At 35.1% G+C, this 20,900-nt stretch carries 23 protein-coding genes; 7 read left to right on the top strand and 16 right to left on the bottom strand.

All coding sequences use genetic code 11. From position 1 onward, the window contains the following. Nucleotides 1–168 precede the first annotated feature (168 nt). Together CM19_RS06955 and CM19_RS06960 are read right to left on the bottom strand one after the other, a co-directional pair. A complete protein-coding gene (locus CM19_RS06955; RefSeq protein ID WP_235185646.1) occupies nt 169–657 on the bottom strand; it encodes a hypothetical protein in 489 nt (162 codons plus the stop codon). Between the two features lie 662 nt (nt 658–1,319). Then, the gene (locus tag CM19_RS06960; RefSeq protein WP_048099735.1) at nt 1,320–2,306 is read right to left on the bottom strand and encodes an FAD-dependent oxidoreductase; all 987 of its coding nucleotides are present in this window, start codon (nt 2,304–2,306) and stop codon (nt 1,320–1,322) included. Nucleotides 2,307–2,341: 35 nt separating this feature from the next. Here CM19_RS06960 and CM19_RS06965 point away from each other — a divergent pair, with 35 nt between their 5' ends. Further along, the gene (locus CM19_RS06965) at nt 2,342–3,130 is read left to right on the top strand and encodes a hypothetical protein (RefSeq protein ID WP_048099736.1); all 789 of its coding nucleotides are present in this window, start codon (nt 2,342–2,344) and stop codon (nt 3,128–3,130) included. 40 nt (nt 3,131–3,170) lie between these two features. Beyond that, complete coding sequence (locus CM19_RS06970) at nt 3,171–3,707, top strand: MogA/MoaB family molybdenum cofactor biosynthesis protein (RefSeq protein WP_048099870.1); 537 nt, start codon at nt 3,171–3,173, stop codon at nt 3,705–3,707. Here the strand turns inward: CM19_RS06970 and CM19_RS06975 are convergent. Together CM19_RS06975 and CM19_RS06980 are read right to left on the bottom strand one after the other, a co-directional pair. After that, a complete protein-coding gene (locus CM19_RS06975) occupies nt 3,700–5,559 on the bottom strand; it encodes a 4Fe-4S dicluster domain-containing protein (protein WP_052349482.1) in 1,860 nt (619 codons plus the stop codon). The two genes, CM19_RS06970 and CM19_RS06975, sit on opposite strands and share 8 nt — an antisense overlap. A gap of 38 nt (nt 5,560–5,597) precedes the next feature. Continuing rightward, nucleotides 5,598–7,817 carry a DEAD/DEAH box helicase gene (locus CM19_RS06980; protein ID WP_048099737.1) on the bottom strand — a complete coding sequence of 740 codons (2,220 nt, stop codon included), beginning with the start codon at nt 7,815–7,817 and terminating at the stop codon, nt 5,598–5,600. A gap of 32 nt (nt 7,818–7,849) precedes the next feature. On the opposite strand from CM19_RS06980, the gene CM19_RS06985 reads away from it, so the two are divergent. Continuing rightward, nucleotides 7,850–8,062, top strand: coding sequence for a hypothetical protein (locus CM19_RS06985; protein WP_048099738.1), 213 nt, complete (start codon nt 7,850–7,852; stop codon nt 8,060–8,062). Nucleotides 8,063–8,203: 141 nt separating this feature from the next. After that, nucleotides 8,204–9,589, top strand: a complete 1,386-nt coding sequence (gene queC / locus CM19_RS06990) for a 7-cyano-7-deazaguanine synthase QueC (protein WP_048099739.1) — start codon at nt 8,204–8,206, stop codon at nt 9,587–9,589. A gap of 11 nt (nt 9,590–9,600) precedes the next feature. On the opposite strand, the gene CM19_RS06995 is transcribed toward queC, so the two are convergent. Further along, nucleotides 9,601–10,182 (bottom strand): alpha/beta hydrolase family protein, encoded by a 582-nt coding sequence (locus tag CM19_RS06995; protein ID WP_048099740.1) that lies wholly within the window; start codon nt 10,180–10,182, stop codon nt 9,601–9,603. A gap of 133 nt (nt 10,183–10,315) precedes the next feature. Here CM19_RS06995 and CM19_RS07000 point away from each other — a divergent pair, with 133 nt between their 5' ends. Continuing rightward, nucleotides 10,316–10,795 (top strand): DUF2299 domain-containing protein, encoded by a 480-nt coding sequence (locus CM19_RS07000; protein ID WP_048099741.1) that lies wholly within the window; start codon nt 10,316–10,318, stop codon nt 10,793–10,795. A 4-nt stretch (nt 10,796–10,799) separates the two neighbouring features. On the opposite strand, the gene CM19_RS07005 is transcribed toward CM19_RS07000, so the two are convergent. Further along, the gene (locus CM19_RS07005) at nt 10,800–11,393 is read right to left on the bottom strand and encodes a hypothetical protein (RefSeq protein WP_048099872.1); all 594 of its coding nucleotides are present in this window, start codon (nt 11,391–11,393) and stop codon (nt 10,800–10,802) included. A gap of 207 nt (nt 11,394–11,600) precedes the next feature. Between CM19_RS07005 and CM19_RS07010 the strand changes: the two genes are divergently transcribed. Both CM19_RS07010 and CM19_RS07015 read left to right on the top strand, forming a co-directional pair. Beyond that, complete coding sequence (locus CM19_RS07010; RefSeq protein WP_048099742.1) at nt 11,601–12,458, top strand: sulfite exporter TauE/SafE family protein; 858 nt, start codon at nt 11,601–11,603, stop codon at nt 12,456–12,458. Next, nucleotides 12,458–12,844: a DUF1634 domain-containing protein gene (locus CM19_RS07015; protein WP_048099743.1), complete on the top strand. Its 387-nt coding sequence runs from the start codon at nt 12,458–12,460 to the stop codon at nt 12,842–12,844. Before CM19_RS07010 ends, CM19_RS07015 begins: the two co-directional genes overlap by 1 nt. Before the next feature lie 17 nt (nt 12,845–12,861). Here CM19_RS07015 and CM19_RS07020 read toward each other — a convergent pair whose 3' ends face one another. The 10 genes from CM19_RS07020 to pyrI form a co-directional block, all read right to left on the bottom strand. Next, nucleotides 12,862–14,085, bottom strand: a complete 1,224-nt coding sequence (locus CM19_RS07020) for an MFS transporter (protein WP_150111408.1) — start codon at nt 14,083–14,085, stop codon at nt 12,862–12,864. Nucleotides 14,086–14,855: 770 nt separating this feature from the next. Further along, nucleotides 14,856–15,125 (bottom strand): hypothetical protein, encoded by a 270-nt coding sequence (locus CM19_RS07025; protein WP_052349483.1) that lies wholly within the window; start codon nt 15,123–15,125, stop codon nt 14,856–14,858. A 1,025-nt stretch (nt 15,126–16,150) separates the two neighbouring features. Further along, nucleotides 16,151–16,621, bottom strand: coding sequence for an Lrp/AsnC family transcriptional regulator (locus CM19_RS07030; protein ID WP_048099745.1), 471 nt, complete (start codon nt 16,619–16,621; stop codon nt 16,151–16,153). 58 nt (nt 16,622–16,679) lie between these two features. Next, entirely contained in the window at nt 16,680–17,285 is a 606-nt protein-coding gene (locus CM19_RS07035) for a MarC family protein (protein ID WP_048099746.1), read from the bottom strand. After that, nucleotides 17,282–17,599, bottom strand: a complete 318-nt coding sequence (locus tag CM19_RS07040; protein ID WP_048099747.1) for a hypothetical protein — start codon at nt 17,597–17,599, stop codon at nt 17,282–17,284. Before CM19_RS07040 ends, CM19_RS07035 begins: the two co-directional genes overlap by 4 nt. After that, nucleotides 17,571–17,870, bottom strand: coding sequence for a hypothetical protein (locus CM19_RS07045; protein ID WP_048099748.1), 300 nt, complete (start codon nt 17,868–17,870; stop codon nt 17,571–17,573). The genes CM19_RS07040 and CM19_RS07045 overlap by 29 nt, the downstream gene beginning before the upstream one ends. Beyond that, the gene (gene pyrD, locus CM19_RS07050; RefSeq protein WP_420804718.1) at nt 17,867–18,736 is read right to left on the bottom strand and encodes a dihydroorotate dehydrogenase PyrD; all 870 of its coding nucleotides are present in this window, start codon (nt 18,734–18,736) and stop codon (nt 17,867–17,869) included. The genes CM19_RS07045 and pyrD overlap by 4 nt, the downstream gene beginning before the upstream one ends. Then, on the bottom strand, nt 18,717–19,868 hold the full coding sequence (gene pyrC / locus CM19_RS07055) for a dihydroorotase (RefSeq protein WP_048099750.1): 1,152 nt from the start codon (nt 19,866–19,868) through the stop codon (nt 18,717–18,719). The genes pyrD and pyrC overlap by 20 nt, the downstream gene beginning before the upstream one ends. Beyond that, entirely contained in the window at nt 19,852–20,436 is a 585-nt protein-coding gene (locus CM19_RS07060; RefSeq protein WP_048099751.1) for a ferredoxin reductase domain-containing protein, read from the bottom strand. Before CM19_RS07060 ends, pyrC begins: the two co-directional genes overlap by 17 nt. Further along, nucleotides 20,433–20,900 (bottom strand): aspartate carbamoyltransferase regulatory subunit, encoded by a 468-nt coding sequence (gene pyrI / locus CM19_RS07065; protein ID WP_048099752.1) that lies wholly within the window; start codon nt 20,898–20,900, stop codon nt 20,433–20,435. Before pyrI ends, CM19_RS07060 begins: the two co-directional genes overlap by 4 nt.

Genomic DNA, 20,900 nt, shown 5'->3' on the forward strand with positions numbered 1-20,900 from the left:
CACTGCAGCGTATTGTATATCTCGCACGCTAACTTCAACGGGTTTTTAACGCCCTAACTAATGAATCGTTAGCGTAGGATCTAAAACGAAATACCATAGTGAGCATCGAATGATTAAAGAAGTTTTTTATATTCATGCTTTTTCGTGACTTATATTTAATAAAGTATATTACATGTCATGTATTTGAATATGCCTTTTAATCATCTCATCCGTAGGTAAATCAACATTCACTTCTAAGTGCATTTTTTGCTTTCTCTCACAATCTCTGCAATCATATAGTAGCCAGCCTCCTATAAAAGTATCCCCTTCGTAATACTCTATTGCGTGCCAACTCTTTAGTTCTTTTAGCTTTTTAATTACCTTTTCGTCAAAACTAGGAAAGGCTACATATTTTGATAACTTAATATATTTTAGTTTGGTTGTCTTAAGATATCTAGGGCTAACAAGTACGGAAGTAGTAACGTAAAACTCATCTACATCAGTTACTTTAACTAATTGAATAGTATCATTACCATCTATATAAACAGCGGCATTAGGATAGTCCTGCATTATATCTTTTATATCTTCCCATGCTGGACATGGAGAACCTATGAGTAAGCTTAACATAGATGTACTTCTTGTCCTAAATGTTGAAGTCGATCTTAAAAAAGTTGCCATTTAAGATTTGAAAATCTACAACAATTTTGCTTTTACAAAAAATCAATTTAATTTTAAATTAATTATATTCTCTAGATATGGAACAACTGATACGAAAATCTTTATTTTAGTTGAATTATTACTAATATATAAAAATCAATCAATAAAAATAATGTTTATTCTAAAAAGTTATTAGATACATACTAAAGTTTTTATTAATTATATTCCTATAAAATATAACAAGAAATGATTATATTCTTGCTTACCTTATACCGCTCAAAGAGAAGTTAGATATAATAACTAAATCCAAAAGAATTTAATAAAGAAGTGATGACGTGACGGTTTACTGAGTAGTGAAGAGCGTTACCCCATCCTGAGCATTACGCTTAAAAGATTGTTTAAATGATGTCGTCTATAGATATTCTAATGATGATTATATAAAATGGAAAATTTATAACTTATTAGAGTAGAATTGAGAGATTTTAGTATATTGATAGAACTTATCATTGTTTCATAGTTGTTCTTACATTGTAGACCGTGATTTAGTCGATTCCATTAGCGTTTTGTCCCGTTCGCCCTAGATCCGCCCTCAGATCCTTCAGAGTTGACCCCCTCTACCGGATCAAGCCAAGGGTTGATGATAAAGCAGGAAGCCCAACACTTAAGTGCTGGGTAGATCACCTTTAGATCTCGTGCGGTTCTTTTCCCAATTTGAAGTCAATAATCCCTTTGAATCTTTCTAACCTATACTCTTTGGTTTCGTGACCATGGAAAATGAAATCTAGCAAGAGCTTAGCCATACCCGGACCTACTTCTGCCCCATAACCATCAAGTCCGCCAACGTAATACAAATTGTCAAGTAATTTACCATAAGCTGGTCTCATATCTGGAGTTCCTTCACAAAATTCTCCATTCGTATATATATTGAATAACCCCTTCAGTCTTTTTCTTGCTTTGGATAAAACTTCCTCCGAATTGACCTTTATCTTTTTACATGGAGGAGATTCTATTGCTTCTCCGTCTCCAACTATTGCAGTATTTGTTCCAATTCCAAGAAAAGGTCTAGAGTAATAATTGAGCTCATAATCATATATGAAAATTGAATCTAATCTTCTTTCTTCTGTTGTAACGAGGGAAGCCCAACAATAATAACTTTTCGTATTTACCTTAAATAGTAAATTATTCCATGGACCTGCAGACAATATAACTATATCTGCATCAATACTTTTCCCATTAACTTTAACGTAAGCTTTGCCATTAGAACTATATATACTAGCTTTTTCCCTTATTATCGGAACACTATCAATAAGTCTCTTGATATAAACTAATCTATCTCCACCAATAGCTACTAGCCCACTTGCATTGATCCAGTCTATAAACTGTTCTTTTATCTCAACCCCTTCTGAACTCCAAAGCGATATCAGATCTTCGCTAACTTTACCTAAAGTTATTGATGGAAACTCTTTCATAGGAATCCTAACTTTTCTGTAAAAATCTAGGCTGGTTCTAGCTAATTCTACATCCTTTCCCTTGAGTAATAGTGAATGAATTAGACTGGGAAAAATCCTTCGTACTCTTGGATCAATAACTATAGTATCGTGCCCAGCTTCCTTTAACATGTAAAATAGAGAACTACCTAAAATTCCCGCTCCAATAATTGCTACTTTCAACAAGGTTCAAAATGCAGTTAACATAAAAAAGAGTTGTGATAGTGGAAGGATATTTCGTAAGGTATAAGGATGCTGTCTGGGCAGTTAAGGGATGTTTTCATCCTGAAGGTCACGTTGTAGCTGTGCCAAGAGTAATAGGTAACCTAAAGCTGAAAACAATGGAAGCTTCCCTTAAAGTTGTAAGAGAAAGATTTCCTAATTTGTTAAGATATATTGAAGAGATAGGATTTGAGGTTCCTATTATACCTTTAGATAGTGCTGAAATTTTAGATCCATTTAAGGTAAAATATCCTGAAAAGGTTAAGGGAATGCTGAAAAGGTTAATTAATGTAGGTATTACAGGTAGCTATCTATATCAGGGAAATGGAGAGGATATCGATTTTCTCTCTTTCGATCCGAAAAACTATGCGATTCTAAAGGATCTCAGAAATGAGGAGATAACATCTCCTCTAGATATTGTCAATGAAAATGAGGTTGAAGGGTTGGAACTTCAAGATTTTCTAGCTCTTAAGAAGAGAAGGTTACTAGAAGGAAAGTATAATGGTATACCTTATACGTTTAAGATTGTTGAGTGCGAGAGGTTTGGTAAAGTTATAAAAAAACATTTTTTTAAGGGAAGGCTTAAGATAGTTAAGGCTATTAAACCATTTTCTATTCCTGTAAAATACTTAACAGATCAAGGTCTTGTGCTAACTAGTTTTAGAACAAGATTTACAGAATTACATGAAGGTACAAGTCTAGATATTAGTGGACTTGTTATGGAAAGAGAAGACTTCAATGATTTAGACTTAGATATAGCCCACGTAAAGCTCCTTTATTCTTAAGGCTAAGAAATTCTAAAAATATGTTCTCTAATATATGTTTATGGATTCTCATAAAAGGCATAGAGAGATGGCACCAAAGACCCTTAATTTTTTTGTAATAACAATAAGTACTTCGAGGTTTGAGAAATTACAAGAGAAAGAGCCTGTTGTTGATGAATCTGGAGATTTAATAAAGCAGCTTATAATTTCATCTGGCCATAAACTAGTGGGATACTCTCTAGTTCCAGACGATAAAGTAAAGATATTGAAGGCTATATCAACTGCTTTGGACGATAACAATGTTGAAGTAATAGTTACTACTGGAGGAACTGGATATACTACAACAGATCTAACAGTGGAAACATTAAGGGGAATTTTTGATAGGGAAATAGAGGGCTTTGGCGAAATTTTCAGACAAATTAGTTATAATGAAAAGGACGTAGGTTCAGCATCATATCTAAGCAAAGCTACTGCTGGAATAGTAAAAGGGAAGGTAATCTACTCTTTACCAGGATCACCTGACGCAGTAAGGCTAGCTATGGAGAAGTTAATAATACCAGAGGTATCGCATTTAATTTTCCTAGTTAGGTCTAAGTAGATGAAACTATTTTTTGTATATCATGGGCTATTCTTTCCTTTATAGAGGTATCTAATGATGAGAAATCATAATCGTCTAAGTTAAGGTAAAAATCTATCAGTAGTTCTGTACTTTTGTTTTCTAAAACTTTCGTTATTATGTTATCTATAACTTTTTCGAATAGTGAATTGTCTAAATCTAGGTACCACTGAGAATCAGTAATTATATCTTTAGATTTCTGTAGTGATGTAAGTAGCTCTTGATAAATGGCTTTCTCCTCTTCTATGTCAAGATTTACCTGAAGGATGTCTATGTAACTCTTTATTCCTAATTTTTTAGAGGCAAGCGGGCATAGACTGATTTCTGCATCTGGCGTTTTTCCTTTTCCTTCCCCATTTATTAGGTTTAAAAGTTCATAACTACAACCTTTTATTCCACCTTCAAAAGAGTAGAAACAGCTACTATGAACTTTCATTTTTTTAAGTAAGTTTGATATAAAAGGCATTAAAAGTTCAAAAGCAAAAGTAATTTCTATTACTTTTACGTTCTTTAAGGCGATAAGGTAATTGTACTCTTCAGGTGTTAGAGTAATAACTTCATCGATTTTTTCTAATGTTTTGTATACCTTATTTTTGTCAATATTTCCCTTAACCAGTGAGTCAATGCTCTCATTTAACGTTACAATACCTATCTTTTCACCCCTTGTAGAGAAGTATTTTATTAACTTTAACGCATCTTTAACTAGTGATTCCGATATAGGTGTAATAATTATAGACCGCCTGGTGGGAATGTAAATCTCCTTTTTTAAATTGATTTTAGGCGGATTTGAGTAATTTCTTAGAGACTCAACAATTGGTAATTGGGCTGGACATACATTGTTACAAACTCCGCACATATGGCAATTGGCTACTTCAACCTGTTTTCCGTATTTTGTAAGTGTATAAAATCCAAATGGGGAGTAAGTTATTGAGTTCTCATGCTGCCAACTATGAGGACAGGTATCAACACACTTACCGCACAAAATACAGCCATTAAACATGTTTTCTCCTTTATCAGAATAACTAAGAAGTCCTGGAAGGTTTAGAGGTACTTTCGAGAACGCTTGAAAATATGACATATCTCTCCTAACTGTTATGTAAAGGTTTTCTACGTTTCCGAAAAGCGGGGATAGGTCATTAGTTGGTATTTTCCCTGCATAAATATACCCTGGTTTTATCTTTGGATATAATGGCTCTGAATCTTCAAATCCATTAAGAAGTTTAGAAACTAAACTTTCTCTAATTATTGGGTAAGATACTAAGAGATTTACTTCATTACCCGTTTTAAAGATACTTATGTCTCTGAAAGGAGGTATTGTGGAGGAAAACCAACTCTTTACTTTTCCTATTATATTTTCAAGCGAATCACTAATGCGCATAAATTTGATAGCCTTATTTTCCTTAAGGATTGAGACAGAGAAAATAATTCCACCAGTATATTTCCCAACGTATTTTTTTCCTTCACTATAACCCTCTATATTAACTTTGTTCTTCATTTCTCCAAATTCATTGAATCCAAATCCCTCATCATCGAAGTGTATTGTCCCTCCTACAGAATAGTCAAGATTCGACCAAATTTCTGGAGCGTAGGGTAGTACCTCACTCCACTTTGTCCCAGATAACACTTTCAGATAATTTCCATTATCTTCTACTCCCCTTAGTCTGGTAAGATCTAGGATAATATCTCCTTCTATTCCTCTGAAGAGTTCATATCTAGGAATAGCTGAAATTTCCTGGAGGTCCTTTTCATCCCTTACAACAATTACTTTCTGTGGAGGCTTTGCCATTCTAGTCCTAGATATTGCAGAAAATGCAAAAGTATCAAGATCTGACATTAATTTCCTCTATATAAACAACCTTATTTAACTTAGTGCTAGCTTACACTATTTCCCCAAATTCTTTCATCACTAGTATTATTCCCCTTAATTACTTCCTGGATCAATTTAAAGGATTTCCTTCTAGAAAGTACCTTATTATTGTTCCCACAGTATGGGCTATAGATACACTTTGGGCATCCGTCTTCACAATCACATTTTCCTACTATATCCAGAGCTATCTCATAAGCATCTTCTAGTCTACTGTACATCAGCTTTGAGACCCCACTACCTCCTACAACTGAATCGTATATTATAACGTGCCCACTAGGGTAACTCATTCCAGATAGATCTGTCATAGATGCTCCGGCTACTACTCTACCAGCAGATATAAGAACATGCTCAGTTGCATGATAAGCTTCCATGCTATCAACAAGTCCAAAGCCATCTAAGACAGGATGTTTAATTATAAGTCCCTTTGTCGTATACGTAAATTGGAGAGGATCATCAAATTCTGTTTTATTTTCATGCTTTTCATTCTCATAAAAGCTCTTTATAACATAGCCTTTAACGGAAATCTTTACCTTTGTCTCTCCATATGCAACCGGTAATCCATAAACCTTCCTTTTGTCTAATTCGTTAAATTCTACCAGCTCAACGTCATATAGCGGTTTTGTGTAGTAACTTACATCTGTGGATCTTTTTACCTGAGCTCTAAAGGATTTTAAGTCTAGTTTTTCCACGATATAAGTCCTCTTTGAAACTAGATATACAGCATTTGGATACAGGTCATATAGGGCTATTGGAAGCTCCCTCTCTCCAATTTTTTTCTCATTATCATATATTCTTACAATTGGACCAGTATTTCTAAGAGAAGAATTTTTAACGAAATCAAGTGTTTTTCTGTTTGCTATTAGGTAATTCCCAGTGATTGTAACTTTCCCCTCTTTATCTAGTTCTTTCGCTGCTTTAGCCCAGAGAGGAGGAAGATCTGAGATCTTAACTTTACCTTTTTCTATCAAGTAAGCTCCTACGTGTACTTTGATGACCTCTAAATTACTTGTATCAAATGGTATCGGAGTAAGTTTTCTAGAAAAGAACTCTTTAGGATTTCTAAGAAAATAGGAATCTATAGGGTCATCTCCCATAACCGTTATTACATATCCAATTTTATTTCTTCTACCAGATCTACCTGCTCTTTGAACATACTTAGGATAACTTGGTGGGTTCTCTGCCATAATTACTACATCTAGATCACCTATATCGATTCCAAGCTCTAAGGTTGGGGTAGCCACTATTCCCATAATCATACCTGACTTTAATTCCTTCTCAACTCTGATCCTTTCTTTGGGTATCAATCCAGCTCTATGTACAGCCATGTTTACTCCGAATCTGTCGGCAATCTTAGCAGTTACTTCAGCCATCTGTTGCGAATCAACAAAAACTAAAGTCTTTAGGCCTTCTTTTATTGCCTTAGCAGCTATGAAGGCTGAAAGAGTCCACCTGCTCATTGATTTTGAGTCCACAAGTGCGTGAATTGCCATTCCCTTCCTCCTAGGAATACCCTGAATAATTTTCCCAGGAACTCCAAAGAGTTCTTGAAACATATAAGGCGTTGCTCCGATTGTTGCGCTTGAAGAGATTACATTAATATTATTAGTAAACTCCTTTAGCCTTTCACATATCATCCTTATGTGTGAGCCTAAAACTCCTTCATAGGCATGAATCTCATCAAATACGAAATGATCGGATCCTCTGATTATATCCCTGAATTTATAACTTAGGCTTAATCCTAAGTGTAACATGTCTGGGTTAGTTATTAATATATCTGGAGGTTTTTCGTAAATTTTTTCTCTTTCCTTTGCGGAAACATCTCCATCCAGAACTGCTACTGATATTCCAGTAGGTTCAGCTATTTTTGTAATTCTATCTAATTGATCCCTTGCTAGGGCTTTTGTTGGATAAAGAATAACACTTTTCTCGCCTTTTCTGAGAGTAAGTTCAATAAGTGGAACGAGAAAGGCTTCTGTTTTTCCCGTTCCAGTCCCAGACATTATGAGTACGTTCTCTCCACGTATTATCGCATTAATCGCGTCTTCTTGAAATTTATAAAGTCTTGTTATTCCTAAAGAGATTAGGGAGTCCTTCAGTCTAGAATCTAGACTAGTATCTATAACGTTTTCTCCCATATCAGGCTCTAAAGCTGTTTCAACCTGTACGTGGGAGACAACAGCAGGAAAAGGCTTTAAGGCGTTAGAGAGTGTATCTATAAACTCCATAGCTTTAAGATTTGGGTTTAAGAGTAAAAAATATGGTAGAAGTACTAAGTAATGAGGGAGAGTTGAAAGGCTTCTTGCAAAAGATGGAAGACTCTGGAGTGAAGAGGGTAGAGATAGTTGTTTCTGAGGAAACGCTAGAGAAATCTCCTGCTATAGCTGGAAAATATGGCTATGCAGTAGTCGATGGAGAAGACCTACCTGGCGGACTTTACAAGTTGACTCTAGAGTTAAGAGGAAGATTATAAGAGTACTGAACTTACTTCTAACGCTTTTCCTTGTTGTTATAACATCTACGAGTAAAATGTGTTGCTAATGAGACCATGATATTTGTAGGCCTGTGGTTCGAGATATTAATTTTTTAAGTTTATACCAAAGATTCAGTAGAATTGTGTAGTGTATCTGGTGTTCTTATATTCGATCCAGAAAAATCGAAAGAAGTTGAAAGAAAACTAGTAGATCTACTCAAGAGAGCGGAAGATAGAGGTAGAGATAGTTATGGAGTGATAGTTATAGATAAAACTGGTGGGATAAAGTCTATAAAGTCCTCAGGTAAACCTTCGGACTCCGAGGAAAAGCTTAACGGAATTATAAACGAAGACTCTAGAGTTGTTATAGCCAATAATAGAGCAGAACCTACTACAGAATATGTTAAAGCTAAAACTCAAGAAGATATCCAGCCGTTTGTAGGGAAAAGATATGTAGTAACGCATAATGGCATAATATCCAACGATATTGAACTAGAAAGGAGATATAATCTACAAAGAAAAACAAGAATAGATTCAGCTATTCTTCCTCCTCTTCTAGACTCTAGATGGGATGGAACTTTAGAAGGACTGAGAAAAGTACTGTCAGATATAAAGGGCAGTTTTGCCTTAATAATAGCTGATAAAAGTAGGCCAGATAGAATTTTTCTCGCTCAGAATTTTAAACCGCTTTATATGGCGTATGACTTCTCCTTGAAAGCCGTATTCTTCTCATCTTTGGATGAGTATTTTGACGTCAAACCTTTCGATCAAGTAAACGTTAGAAAGCTTGAGCCTTACAGCGTAGCAGAAGTAACTTCTGCAATGAACTTTAATCAGCTACCATTGCTCGAGGAAAAGAAAAGAAAGAAAGTTTTAGTAATAGCGAGCGGAGGTCTAGACTCTACAGTGGCTGCTACAAAACTGTTAAGAGAAGGATATGAGGTAACTCTTTTACACTTTAACTATCATCATAAGGCTGAGGAGAGAGAAAGAGATGCTATAAGGAAAATAGCGGACTATCTAAATCTTGGATTAATGGAAATAGATACTGACTTATTTAAATTAGTTGGTAACGCCACCCTTATAAAGGGAGGGGGAGAGATAGTTAAAGATAGAGAAGGGCAAGAGGGAGCAGAGTTTGCTCATGAATGGGTTCCTGCAAGAAATACAGTATTTATATCCGTAGCGTTAGCAATAGCTGAAAGTAAAGGATATGACGCTATAGCTTCAGGGATAAATTTAGAAGAAGCCGGGGCATATCCTGATAACGAGATGGAGTTCATTAGGCTATTTCAAAAGTTATCACCATATGCGACTGGCCCAAACAAGAAGATTGATTTACTTATGCCAGTAGGAAATTTAGTAAAGCACGAAATTGTAAAGTTAGGGGTGGAAATAGGCGCGCCCCTTTCTTTAACCTGGAGTTGTTACGAAGGTGGAGAAAAGCATTGCGGAAAGTGTGGGCCATGTTACATGAGAAAACAAGCCTTTGCGATAAATGGGCTAATAGATCCAGTTTTCCAGTGATATTAATATCCTCATTTTGAGAATATCTTGGTATTTATCCATCTCTGAATTATTTCTTTTATTTCCTTTTCATTTGATTTTCCTGGCGAATGTCTCATGTTTATTATGTGGAGCTCACATTCTCCTCCATTTCTACCTATCTCTTCGCACATGAGTTTACTTTGCTCTTTCTCAACGATCTCATCTCGTTCTCCATGAATTAATAATGCTTTCTTTATCTTGTTTGCATAATTTATTGCAGAATATTTCTTTAATTCCTCTTCTGGTATTTTTAATAAATCAAGGTAGTTTCTATATTGAATAGTATCTTTAGGAAAAGTTGAGCTATATTTAAGTTGCCTAATTCTATCTGATGGTGCGGAAATCGAAATAACGCACGTTCCCTTTAGGGCAGCAGTTATGAGGGCTATTAATCCTCCTCTTGAATGTCCAGCAATACAATCAAAATTTATCTTTAGAGCTTTTTCTACTCCTTCCTTTACTTCTAAGTCAAATTCTGGGGCATATACTTCTCCAAATTCCTTCAAAGGGTCTATTAGCCAACCTATCTTTTCAGGAGACGAACCCTTTCCATGGATTACCAGAAATTTCATGGCTATTAATTAATCCTTCTCGTTGAAAACTGTTTCGTAATACTTATGGAGTTTTTATGGACATGGAAATAAGTGTACGTAAAACTCGACCCCGTCAGATATAAATTATCAGTCGAGAAGATGAATAGGGAAAATGGATTCAGACAGTAATGTGGAAAGATGGTTAAGAGATTTAGGTCTAAACGTATCTAGACCACCACAGGCTAAGGAACATTTTCATGTACTGGTTACACCGCCTCAAGGGGGTCCAGCATTCGAGGTAATAAGACCAACAGAAAATCAGAAGTTTTACTTAGTTGTAATGGGTATAGCAATATATCAAGGGCATCAAGACGCACTGAAAGCTATGAGAGAGGATGAAAGAAAGAAATTTCTTAACGACTTGAAATATGATCTGCTTAAAATGGGTACAGATGTTATATTAATGCCAATGGGAGATCAAATTCCACAAGTTATTCAAATAGTGAGAGTCCTCCTAATAGAAGATATTACTCCAAATGATTTAGTAAATTGTATATATTTAGTGAAAAATGCTGGTATGTTAGTTATATCGAAATTTAGCGATACTTTCGGAACGCCACAAACAAAAGGTAATGCGATAAAATATATTTAAAAAATCATATTAACTTGACATTTATAGTCTTTTTGCCTTCAACTCTTACTTTATCGCCTTTACTAACTTTTATAGGGCCAATGAATGCGCCTAAGGAAACATAACCATTCATATAACTTTTTACTCTTTCCTTAGGTTTATAACTAGGTCCACCTTCTGCAATATACTTATCATTTATAAATAATTTGAAATGACCATAAGGAGGCTCTATTTCTTTACCCACGTAAAGTCTACCTGCGAAGGCATCATCGGCTATCATATACTTTACCGGAATGTCCCAAGTATTGAATCTAGTAGCAGGCAACTCTAGTCCTAAGTAAACTCTTTGAATATCTCCCTCTCTTACTAATGCTATAAGTTCAACTTCTAACTTATGTGTTTTGAACCATAGTTCAACGTCAGATGACGTAATCATTGGCTTCGTTAATACGCCTATGATTCCATCTTTACCTATCTTATATCCTCCTAGTCCTTCCTCTTGAATTAGTTTTGTTGAAAATTCTTCACCAATTTTCTTTGCTTCATCCTCCTCTAGATTAAAAGGCTCGATTTCCTTTCTTTCCTTATAGGCTTCCAGTAAAATATCGACTTTTTCCATGAAATGATCTATTCTGTCTAGATTATTACTCTTGTCTTTTTGTTTAACTACCAACTGATATAATTACTTATTTTAATAATATTTTAAAAATTAAAGAAATAATACAAATTTATAATTTAAGTAGATAATATTTTTTGTAGGATATAATAATGGAAACTAAAAACTAGTTTTAAAAACGTATCGCGAAAATGATATTTGGTAATTATAATGCTAACTGGACTAGCACTTTTTCTTTCAGTTTTATTCTCCTCTATTTTGGCAGGATATTTAGGTTCTTTAACCGGCTTAGGAGGAGGAACTATTTTAGTACCAATACTAACGCTATATGACGGTATACCTATAATTTATGCAACAGGGGCTAGTTTAATTTCAACTATATCTACGTCTAGCGGAGCTGCTAGTGCTTACATAAAGGATAGAATAACAAACGTTAAGTTAGGTATGTCTCTTGAAATAGCTACTACTGCAGGTTCAATAGTTGGATCACTTACGGTAGCCTATATTTATGAACATCATTTAGCTTATATCATTTACATTATTTTCGGAATAGTTCTCATAGGCTCTATATATCCTACTATTACTAAGGGTAAAAGGGAGCTTCCAGAACCTAAACCTCAAGACTGGACAACAAGATTTTTTCAGTTATATGGTGATTATTATGATTCCGCGCTTGGAAAGCAGGTAAATTACTGGGGAATTAGATGGTGGTTAGGTGAGATAATAATGTTTTTCGCTGGTTTCATTAGTGGTTTATTAGGTATAGGGAGTGGAGCCTTAAAGGTTTTGGGAATGGATTATGCCATGAACCTTCCGATGAAAGTAACTACTACTACTAGTAATTTCATGATAGGGGTTACTGCTGCTACTGGAAGTTCAATATATTGGGCTCTTGGATATATACAACCTCTTATTGCTGCACCTACAGCAATAGGAGTGTTATTAGGCGCTTTGATAGGGACAAAAACTCTAGTTAAACTTAAGAATAGAAGAATAAGGACAATATTCACTATATTGTTAGGATTTCTTGGCATTCAGATGATACTCAGAGGGTTGGGGATAGTATAATGGACATAAATGACGTAATAGGGTTAAGCTTGAGAATAGGGGTTATAGTCAGTGTAATTCTGATAGCTACCGGTTCTTTACTAACCTTTGTAGAACATGGGTCAAATGGATATAGCGTTTCCGAACTACTTTCGAGGACTTCAGTTGTGAACTCATCTACTGCAAGTTTTAATTTTATTGTTAATAGTGTTTCTCAATTTACTGGTTTAGGTCTTATATATTTAGGACTAGTTGTACTAATTGCAACGCCTGTAATAAGAGTAATGCTATCAGTACTCTATTTTGCGCTCGATAAGAACTTACTCTATACAATAGTTACCGCAATAGTCTTGTTCAATTTGTTAATAGCTATATTCGTTATACCTATTTTCGTAGTCCATAATTAATTTTTTTTTTAAAAAAATTATCCTTCTTCAAGTTGTTTAAATATATATGCAGATATGAATAATATAATTCCAGCTAAGGAATAATCTGTAGTAAATCCAAAGTATGTAGCTATATATCCAGAAGCTAATGAACCTGAAAACATGGCAATTCCTACTAGGCTACTGTAGACTCCTAAAGATGTACCTTGTCTTCTTCCTCCAATTGCCTTGAAAACTATAACATTTGAGGCGGAATAATAAGCCGAAAAAGCTATTCCTGCAGCGATTGGATAAAACACTAAACCAAAAAACAGAATCATAGATCCACCAAGCAAGAATGAAATACCCATACTTATGTAGCTTATACCTCTAAGCAGGAGAGATCTAAAGCTAACTTCCTTTTCATCTCTATTCTCTATATATCTTCCAATGAAATGAAAAGTAACTATTTGTGCAGTCATACCTAGTGTTATTATTCCTAGTACAGTTGTTTTATCTAATCCATAAACATACAGACTAGCTGGATAAAGTGTATTAAATAGACCGCTTGATACATAAAAAAGGAAAATTGCGAGATATAGCATTGGTAAGAAATTTATGGGTTTCGTTTTTAATCTAGATAATCTAAACATCTTGAAATGGGCTAGATTAGGTAAGTGAAGGAAAAATAGGGGATGCATTTTAATTCTTGTTAGAAAAGATTCTTTTTGGTGAATTATTGAGTTTCTCTCTATTCCTATAAGATTTTTAGGTATATAGACATATGCAGAAACTAAACTCAGCAGTGATATTATACCTAAAGGAATATATAATTCATAGATTTTAATTAAAAGAACTGCAAAAGTAGATATAATTAAACCTAGTAGAGTTCCTATTGAAGATAACATAGAAAGTCTCGAAAATCCCGATGCCCAGTTCTTTTTTTCCATAGTTTCCATTACTAGTAAGTTCATGGGAGTATTGTAAGCCGTGCTAAAGAAGGAAAAAGCTGAAAAAATTCCTATTAACCCAGCTATACTTCTAATTAAAAACATTGAAAAAATCATAATTGATGAAATCAGGAATCCAGATATTGTTATTTTTCTAATATCATGTTTGTCTGCCATCAAGCCCCAAAAAATAGATGCTGGGATTAGCATTATGTTTCCTGCTGTAATAGCATATCCTATATCTAAGGAGTTCCCTCCTAAGTTAAGAATTTCTATTGAAATAAGTGTAGACAGAGGGCCATAAGCCATATTAAATAAAAGCGGTGAAATCATCCATCTAGGTGATGTTTTGATCAATTGAAGGTCGATTTAGACCTAAATAGTTAGTTAATAAAATATTCTATTGGTTCATACCATGTATAAACGAAAAAAGTAAACTTCCTTGATCTTCATGTTTACTAGGCAAAGATTAGATGAGGTTGGCTTCACACGAGCGAAGGGTGTTTCTCATTCCGTAAAAAAGTGATGTTAGTTACACCTATGAAGTCTCGACAGCAGTGTAACTACAGTTCCACAGAGAAAGATGCAATTGAAAGTAGTTTCGCTTAGATCGTGATATTTTTATGTATTTCACGATATTTCCCCCTTCCAAGATGATTATATTTTAAAAGCACAAAATTAATTTGTCCTAAATGTTGGTGTGTAGACCCGAAGAAGGGACAAAAAAGGATAAGGGAGGAATTAAGGATGTGCGGGCTTCCCCACGCATGTTTGGGTTGTGTGGATGGGTTATTCCACTAATGGATCGTGATGACTAGTGCTGACCCAGAACGCGCTGAAATCTAAGGGTCTCATGGAAATAACAAAAATGTCCGTAAAACTAAAACCCATTCTAAGACCTTTTCTCAACCTTTTAAATCTCACACCTTCTATGGTTGAATTTTGCTCTAATTACTCATCTTCCTTCTTGAAGCGAATAGGTTATGTTTAGCCATGCTTTTTCTGGTTCTAGAATTATAACATCATAAATTTACTCAGCTGTAAATTAATATTGTGAAATAAGAACTATAAGTACATCTTAAATAATATTGTATATGCAAAAATTAATCAATTTCTTTCCCTAGATTTTCCCTAATTTGTTTATATGATTCGTTGTTTACGATGAGAACAGTCAAATAGAGCGAATTCGCATACTTGTAAGCTTCATCTAGAACTTTATCAATTATCTCGGATCTTTCAGAACAGGACAAGGGAGATTCAGAAATCCCTACAATAAAATACTCGTCGTCCTTTTCGAACGTTTTAACGTCTGAACTTATAAGCTCTCTTAGCTTTCTAGCTCCTGCCAAAACTCCTTTAATTTGAGTTTCCATATATATTAGCGCGAATTAATCACTTTTAACTATTATCCTTATAAGGATAATAAGCTAGAGATCTTCTCTATTAAGAGGACGAATTAAAAAGTATATTAACCGAACGGAGAGAACAAGATAATAATACTGATCTGGGTTTGAGTCTTACGGAAATTTATTGCCTTGCCCATAAAGTCCATAGGCTTCACAACGTTCTAAACAACGATCGTCATCACGATCACTTAGTGGAGGAACCTCACAACATCCTTGAAAATCTTGACAAAGATCTCAGGTATGTGAGAAAAACAGTACATTTTTAAGAAGACATTTACGTCAGCGTTCACTTATTTATCAATTTTTAATCCGCACCTAAAACTTGAACGATTTCCTTACCTCTAATTTCGGGTCTACCCACCAAATCTGGTTTTAAAAAAAAATAAGCGTTTTAGAACGGAGAAAAATCACAACATGAATAAAAATGTCACAATTTAAGCCAAACTGTTGACAATGGCGTAAGCAGGAAAGTGATTGATTACCTACTCCAGGCCAAAAAGTTGCACTTTCGCGATTATGATTAGAGTTACGTTATGAGGCTATGAGCTAAATCCACCTTTGTTGATGGAAAATACGGAGTTCTAGTTATTCTATTCCCTTTCTCTATACTATATCCTTATGCAATTAAACGCAGTGCTTTACCGTTATCAAGAATTGAAGAATTCCAATAAAAATCCTAGATTAACTCATTTCAAGAATGAACAGCATACTCTGTGTATTACGTATATAGTAGTTTTTGGGAGCATCAATAGATTACATCTGACTAAGGATGTCAATGCGTGTTAAATTCCTAAAATGAATGTGTATTATTAGATGTACTTGTATCAGTAGAACGATAAAACTTAAGCTTGGGAAACCGGAGACTGTAACCCTAACACTACGTTTAAGTGGATAGTCTAGAAAAGGAAATCCAAAGTTCTAGCGATAGTAGTCTAGAGGTTATAGCAGGAAGTTAGTCAGAAAAGTTTGGGATAATTCACTAAATATCAAAATTAAATTCTCACTCTAGGATCTTCCTTTATTACGTTTAATACAATACTAGTATATGTCCTTTCAATTTTTGGATTCTTTAAAAGCTGCTTTAGGAAAGAGTCTAAATCCTCTACACTCCTAAACTTAGCAACTAATATTACATCATAATCTCCAACAACATCATAGACTGCGGTTATGTTATCTATGTTTGATATCTCTTTCTCAAATTCCAGCAAGTGTTTTCCATCTACTTTAACCATTATTACTGCAGAAAGACTATACCCCAGTTTTGAGTAATCTACAAGCGCGGTGAATCCCTTAATAATGCCTTCCTGAACTAACCTGGTAAGTCTATTGTGAAGGGTTGCGGGAGATACATTCATCTCCTCGGATAATCTTCTAAGGCTTGTTCTAGCATCTCTTAAAAGTTCTATCATTAACCTTCTATCTACAGTATCCATCTCAACTTTTTTCTTGTTATTATTTGACATATAGTTCTATAAGCTATAGAAATAAGGATTAAAAAATTTTCATTTAAATTAGGGATCTTCACGCTAACTTTATCTGAGATATACCCTGTAAAATGAGCTGTACGCCGAAAGCTGCTATAATTATCGCTGTAAATCTGCCAGCCGCTACTGTGCCAGTTCTTCCAAGTACCTTAACTAAAAGAGGTCCAGATCTTAAGACAATATATGTTAGTACGGCAGCTATTAAACTCCCTAATATCAGATAAATTATTCCATAAGTTACTGAAAGTGTTACAAGCGCTGCCATAGTTCCTGGACCTACAATGAGTGGAGTCGCTATAGGCGTAACAGCTGCTTCAACTAGATTTCTTCCTAGGAATCTCAGCTGTTGGAATCCACCCATTGTATCTATTCCTAAATAAATCAAAATTATTCCCCCTCCTATTTCAAGGGATTCAGGGGAAAGTCCTAAGAAATCGAGGAATGCTCTACCTATAACCGAGAAAAATAGAAGGAGGATTAGAACAGCTAACTCAACCTTATTTACTAGAAATTTCCACGATACCTTTGTATCTGAAGACTGTGAATATTCTTCGAAAATAGCGAGAAGATAAGGTATTATGGAAAACGGATCCATTATAGCAAAAAGTTTTATTGCTATTATTACGGATGAGTCTAAGTTCATTGTTTTTCTAGCAAGGCTAGGATATCTCTTAAGTTTTTAACTCTTTCATTCTCATCTTTTTCGTTGATGGCTAAGATAATTTTACTTAAGACCATGTAAATCCTTGAAATCTCGTTTTTGCATTCTTTGTCAGATCCTTCTAGTTCAGTTACTCTATTTTCTAGGCTCTGTAAGTTAGTATAAAGTTCTCCTATGACTTCTTCGACACTGTGTTCATGATCTTCATGGTTATGAGGGTGTTGAGCCTCTATCTCCCTCTGTATCTCTTCTATATCCTCATCATTTTTAGGAATCTTGTCTATCCTCAGTTTCATCTTCTCCCTCCACGTCTACGTTAGAAACCTGAGTCCCCTCAGTTATTATGTGATTTCCTATTCCTAGCTTTAGATAGTGTTTAATGACTGTCGAGATTTTTCCTGCTGCCCTTATTGGGATACACTCTGACTCTACTTCATCACCATCTGTGGTTTTGACTAAAACCTTAGCTTTCTTCTTCTCCTCATCGCAAAATTCTACATTAACTGAGGAAACTTTACCCAAGAATACTAGCCCTTCCAGATCTCTCCCTTTCATTACGCTTCTCATTTTTTCACTGCTGAACCAATAATGTTTTCAAGTTTTAATCCCTTTTTATTAAGATAGATAGATAGATCCTTCCTTATTTTGTTAATTATGTTATATCCTTGGTCAATTATTACTGAACCTAGTCCCACAACCTTGGCCCCTGCTGACATTAAACCTAGAACGTCCATATAGGAGAAAACACCTCCCATTCCTATAATTTCTACCTCGTATTCTTTATAGACATCCGCAATTACTCTCAAGGCTAGAGGATATATACACTTTCCCGATATTCCTCCTGTACCGTAACTAAGTATGGGTGAAAATGTTTCAACGTCCACTAACTCTCCTTTTAGTGTATTTATTAGGGATAGTCCATCAGCCCCTCCTTCTAGAGCTTTTCCTGCTATTTCTAAAACGTTATCCCAAGGACCGAGTTTTACGAAAACTGGAACTTTTACTGTAGATTTAATTTCTTTGACTATCTCGTAAGATTCAGTAGCTAGAGATGCTCCATATCCCTTTCTATTAGGACTACTTAGGTTTATCTCAATTAGTTTTGCCTTTTTCTCTACTCTTTTTCCCACTTCTCTGATTTCTTCCCTATCTTTTCCACCTACACTAATAAACAAATTGCAGTCGCACGAAATACTGTCAACAACACTCACTCCTGGATTTCCGAGTCCTATAGCATTTATGTAACAGCCATCTTGAAACCTTAATAATGTAGGAGGTCTGTGAGGTTCCAGAGAAAGTAGAGTAAATGTTTTAGTTGTTATAGCAGACGGTCTATATTCTCTACAGACTCTCGAGATAAAGCTAGGAACGTCTGGTACTATACCCGAGGAAATAATTAAAGGATCCTCTAATTCAATGCCTGCTATCTTCAATTGCATTAACACCTCTAACTGGATATATCTCTCCACCATCATAGGCAATCTTTCCTTGAACTATAACAGAAACTATGGTAGAGTCAAGAGGATATCGATCAAATGGAGTTTCAATTACTTTAGAAAATCTTGTACTATATCTCCAGCGACTCAGCCGAATAATTACGAAATCCGCAAAATATCCCTGTTCAATCTTTCCTGCTTTTATCCCTAATATCTTCGATGGATTTATAGACAATAATTCAACTGCTCTATCAAAGGAAATGATCCCCTTCATTGCAAGACTGTATATGAAAGGCGTAGTAAAGGAAACTGCAGCAACTCCAGGTGGACATAGCTGATATGGCATTTCCTTCTCTTTTTGTGTATGCGGAGCATGATCGCTTACTATAGCATCTGCTTCCCACAGAGCTCTCAAAAGTTTTCTTCTTTCTGTTACACTCCTAATAGGAGGATTTACCTTAGTTAGACAGTTAGTTTCCCCGTTTAATAAGAGGTGGTGTGGTGTAAAGTCAGTCGTGAATCCTTTTGACTTAGAAATCCTTATTGTTTCATAGTTTGTTGAGTGGGTTACATGAAAATTACCCTTAATAATATCGAGTGCAGCTATTTCTTGCCATGTCCTTCTTAAATTTCTAAACTGATTTAAAGATAATGGAATTTCTGGATGTAGAACCTTCAGTTTTCTTGAAGATAAAACGAACTTTAATTCTTGTTTTTCTAAATCTTCTGGGAAAACTTTGTAACCAGCTATAGGTAGTTTTTCTACTTCGCTATTAGATGTTACCCCAGAATAAACGCCAAAATTAGTCCTAGAATAGTTGTCAAATTCTCTCAATCTTTCCTTAATTTTTTCTGGAGAATTTATAAATGGTACGGTATTTGGCATATCCATGATTGTTGTAACACCTCCGTAGATTGCCTCAGAAGTTGCAGAAGTTACGGTTTCTTTATAAGAGAGTTCCAGGCCTCTCACATGTACGTGCATGTCAACCGATCCTGGCAATATTAATGCGTCAGATGGAAAGCTTATGTCTGGCTTACAATCCTTTCTGATTTCCTTTATTCTCCTGTCAAAGTTGATACAACCTTCAACGAACTCCTTTAGAAAGATCTTACCTCTTATCCACAATGTGACTCACCTGCATAAAAGGACCTTCAATGCAAGGCAAATATCCATTAACTTCGCACACTCCACAAACTCCCATCATACAATTCATTTTTGTCCATCTCACAAAAACAAGTGAATTACTAGGTAACTCTTTTAGTTTCTCTCTCGGCACAGAAGCTAATATAGTATCCCATCCATCTAAATGTTCAGTTTTCTCGAATTCTTCTGGACAATCGTTACAAACTAAGCCAACTTTAGATCCTCTTCTAATTGCGGTTCTTAGGGGATAAATTAAGTCATGATAATGCATCTTATCAGTTATGCCTAATACTGAATTTCCTAGCTTGATTGGTCTTCCTAGTGGACCCTTTACTATAACTCTATCCTTTCTAGATATCAGGTCAAAAAGCTTAGGAGACTCCACAAAGATAGTTAATAGGCCGTTTTTTGCGTCTCCTATTCCCATTGGTATTTCATATGGAGGAATAATTATAGTTAAGAATTGGCCAGGAAGTGTATTAATCTCTACTTCTAGATCTATTTCTGAAGGATCTCCCCTTTCAGCTCGAATTACATTAGCATATTTCATGACAATATCTGCCTCAGTACGTCATCCTCCGTAAGTTCTGTGTCGCAATAATCGCACTTTAGCACAATAGGTACCTTACTCACTGAGGAGAATTTTGATATACCTTCAGGATCGTTATTTGTTATACACAATGGGTTTTGGCATTTTAAAATTCCTACCACTATATCTGGTATCCTTAATTTTCTCTTCTCTGCAACTTCATAGTTCCTAATAATATTAATAGTTGCATTAGGAGCTATAAGAGTAATTAGTTCTGACTCAACGTTGTTTATTACTCTTTCCTCTATCTTTACTATATCTTTTTTGCCTATTCTATGGCTATCTACGTTCATAACAAGGGCTACTCTATTTCCTTCATTGCCCTTTATTCCAAGAATCTTTAGAACTGCTAATGCTCTTCCCGCTGGTATATGATCAATGACTGTTCCATCCTTAATTTTTGTTACAATTAGCCCGTTCTCCAT

Source organism: Candidatus Acidianus copahuensis, assembly GCF_000632495.1.
Classification (GTDB): domain Archaea; phylum Thermoproteota; class Thermoprotei_A; order Sulfolobales; family Sulfolobaceae; genus Acidianus; species Acidianus copahuensis.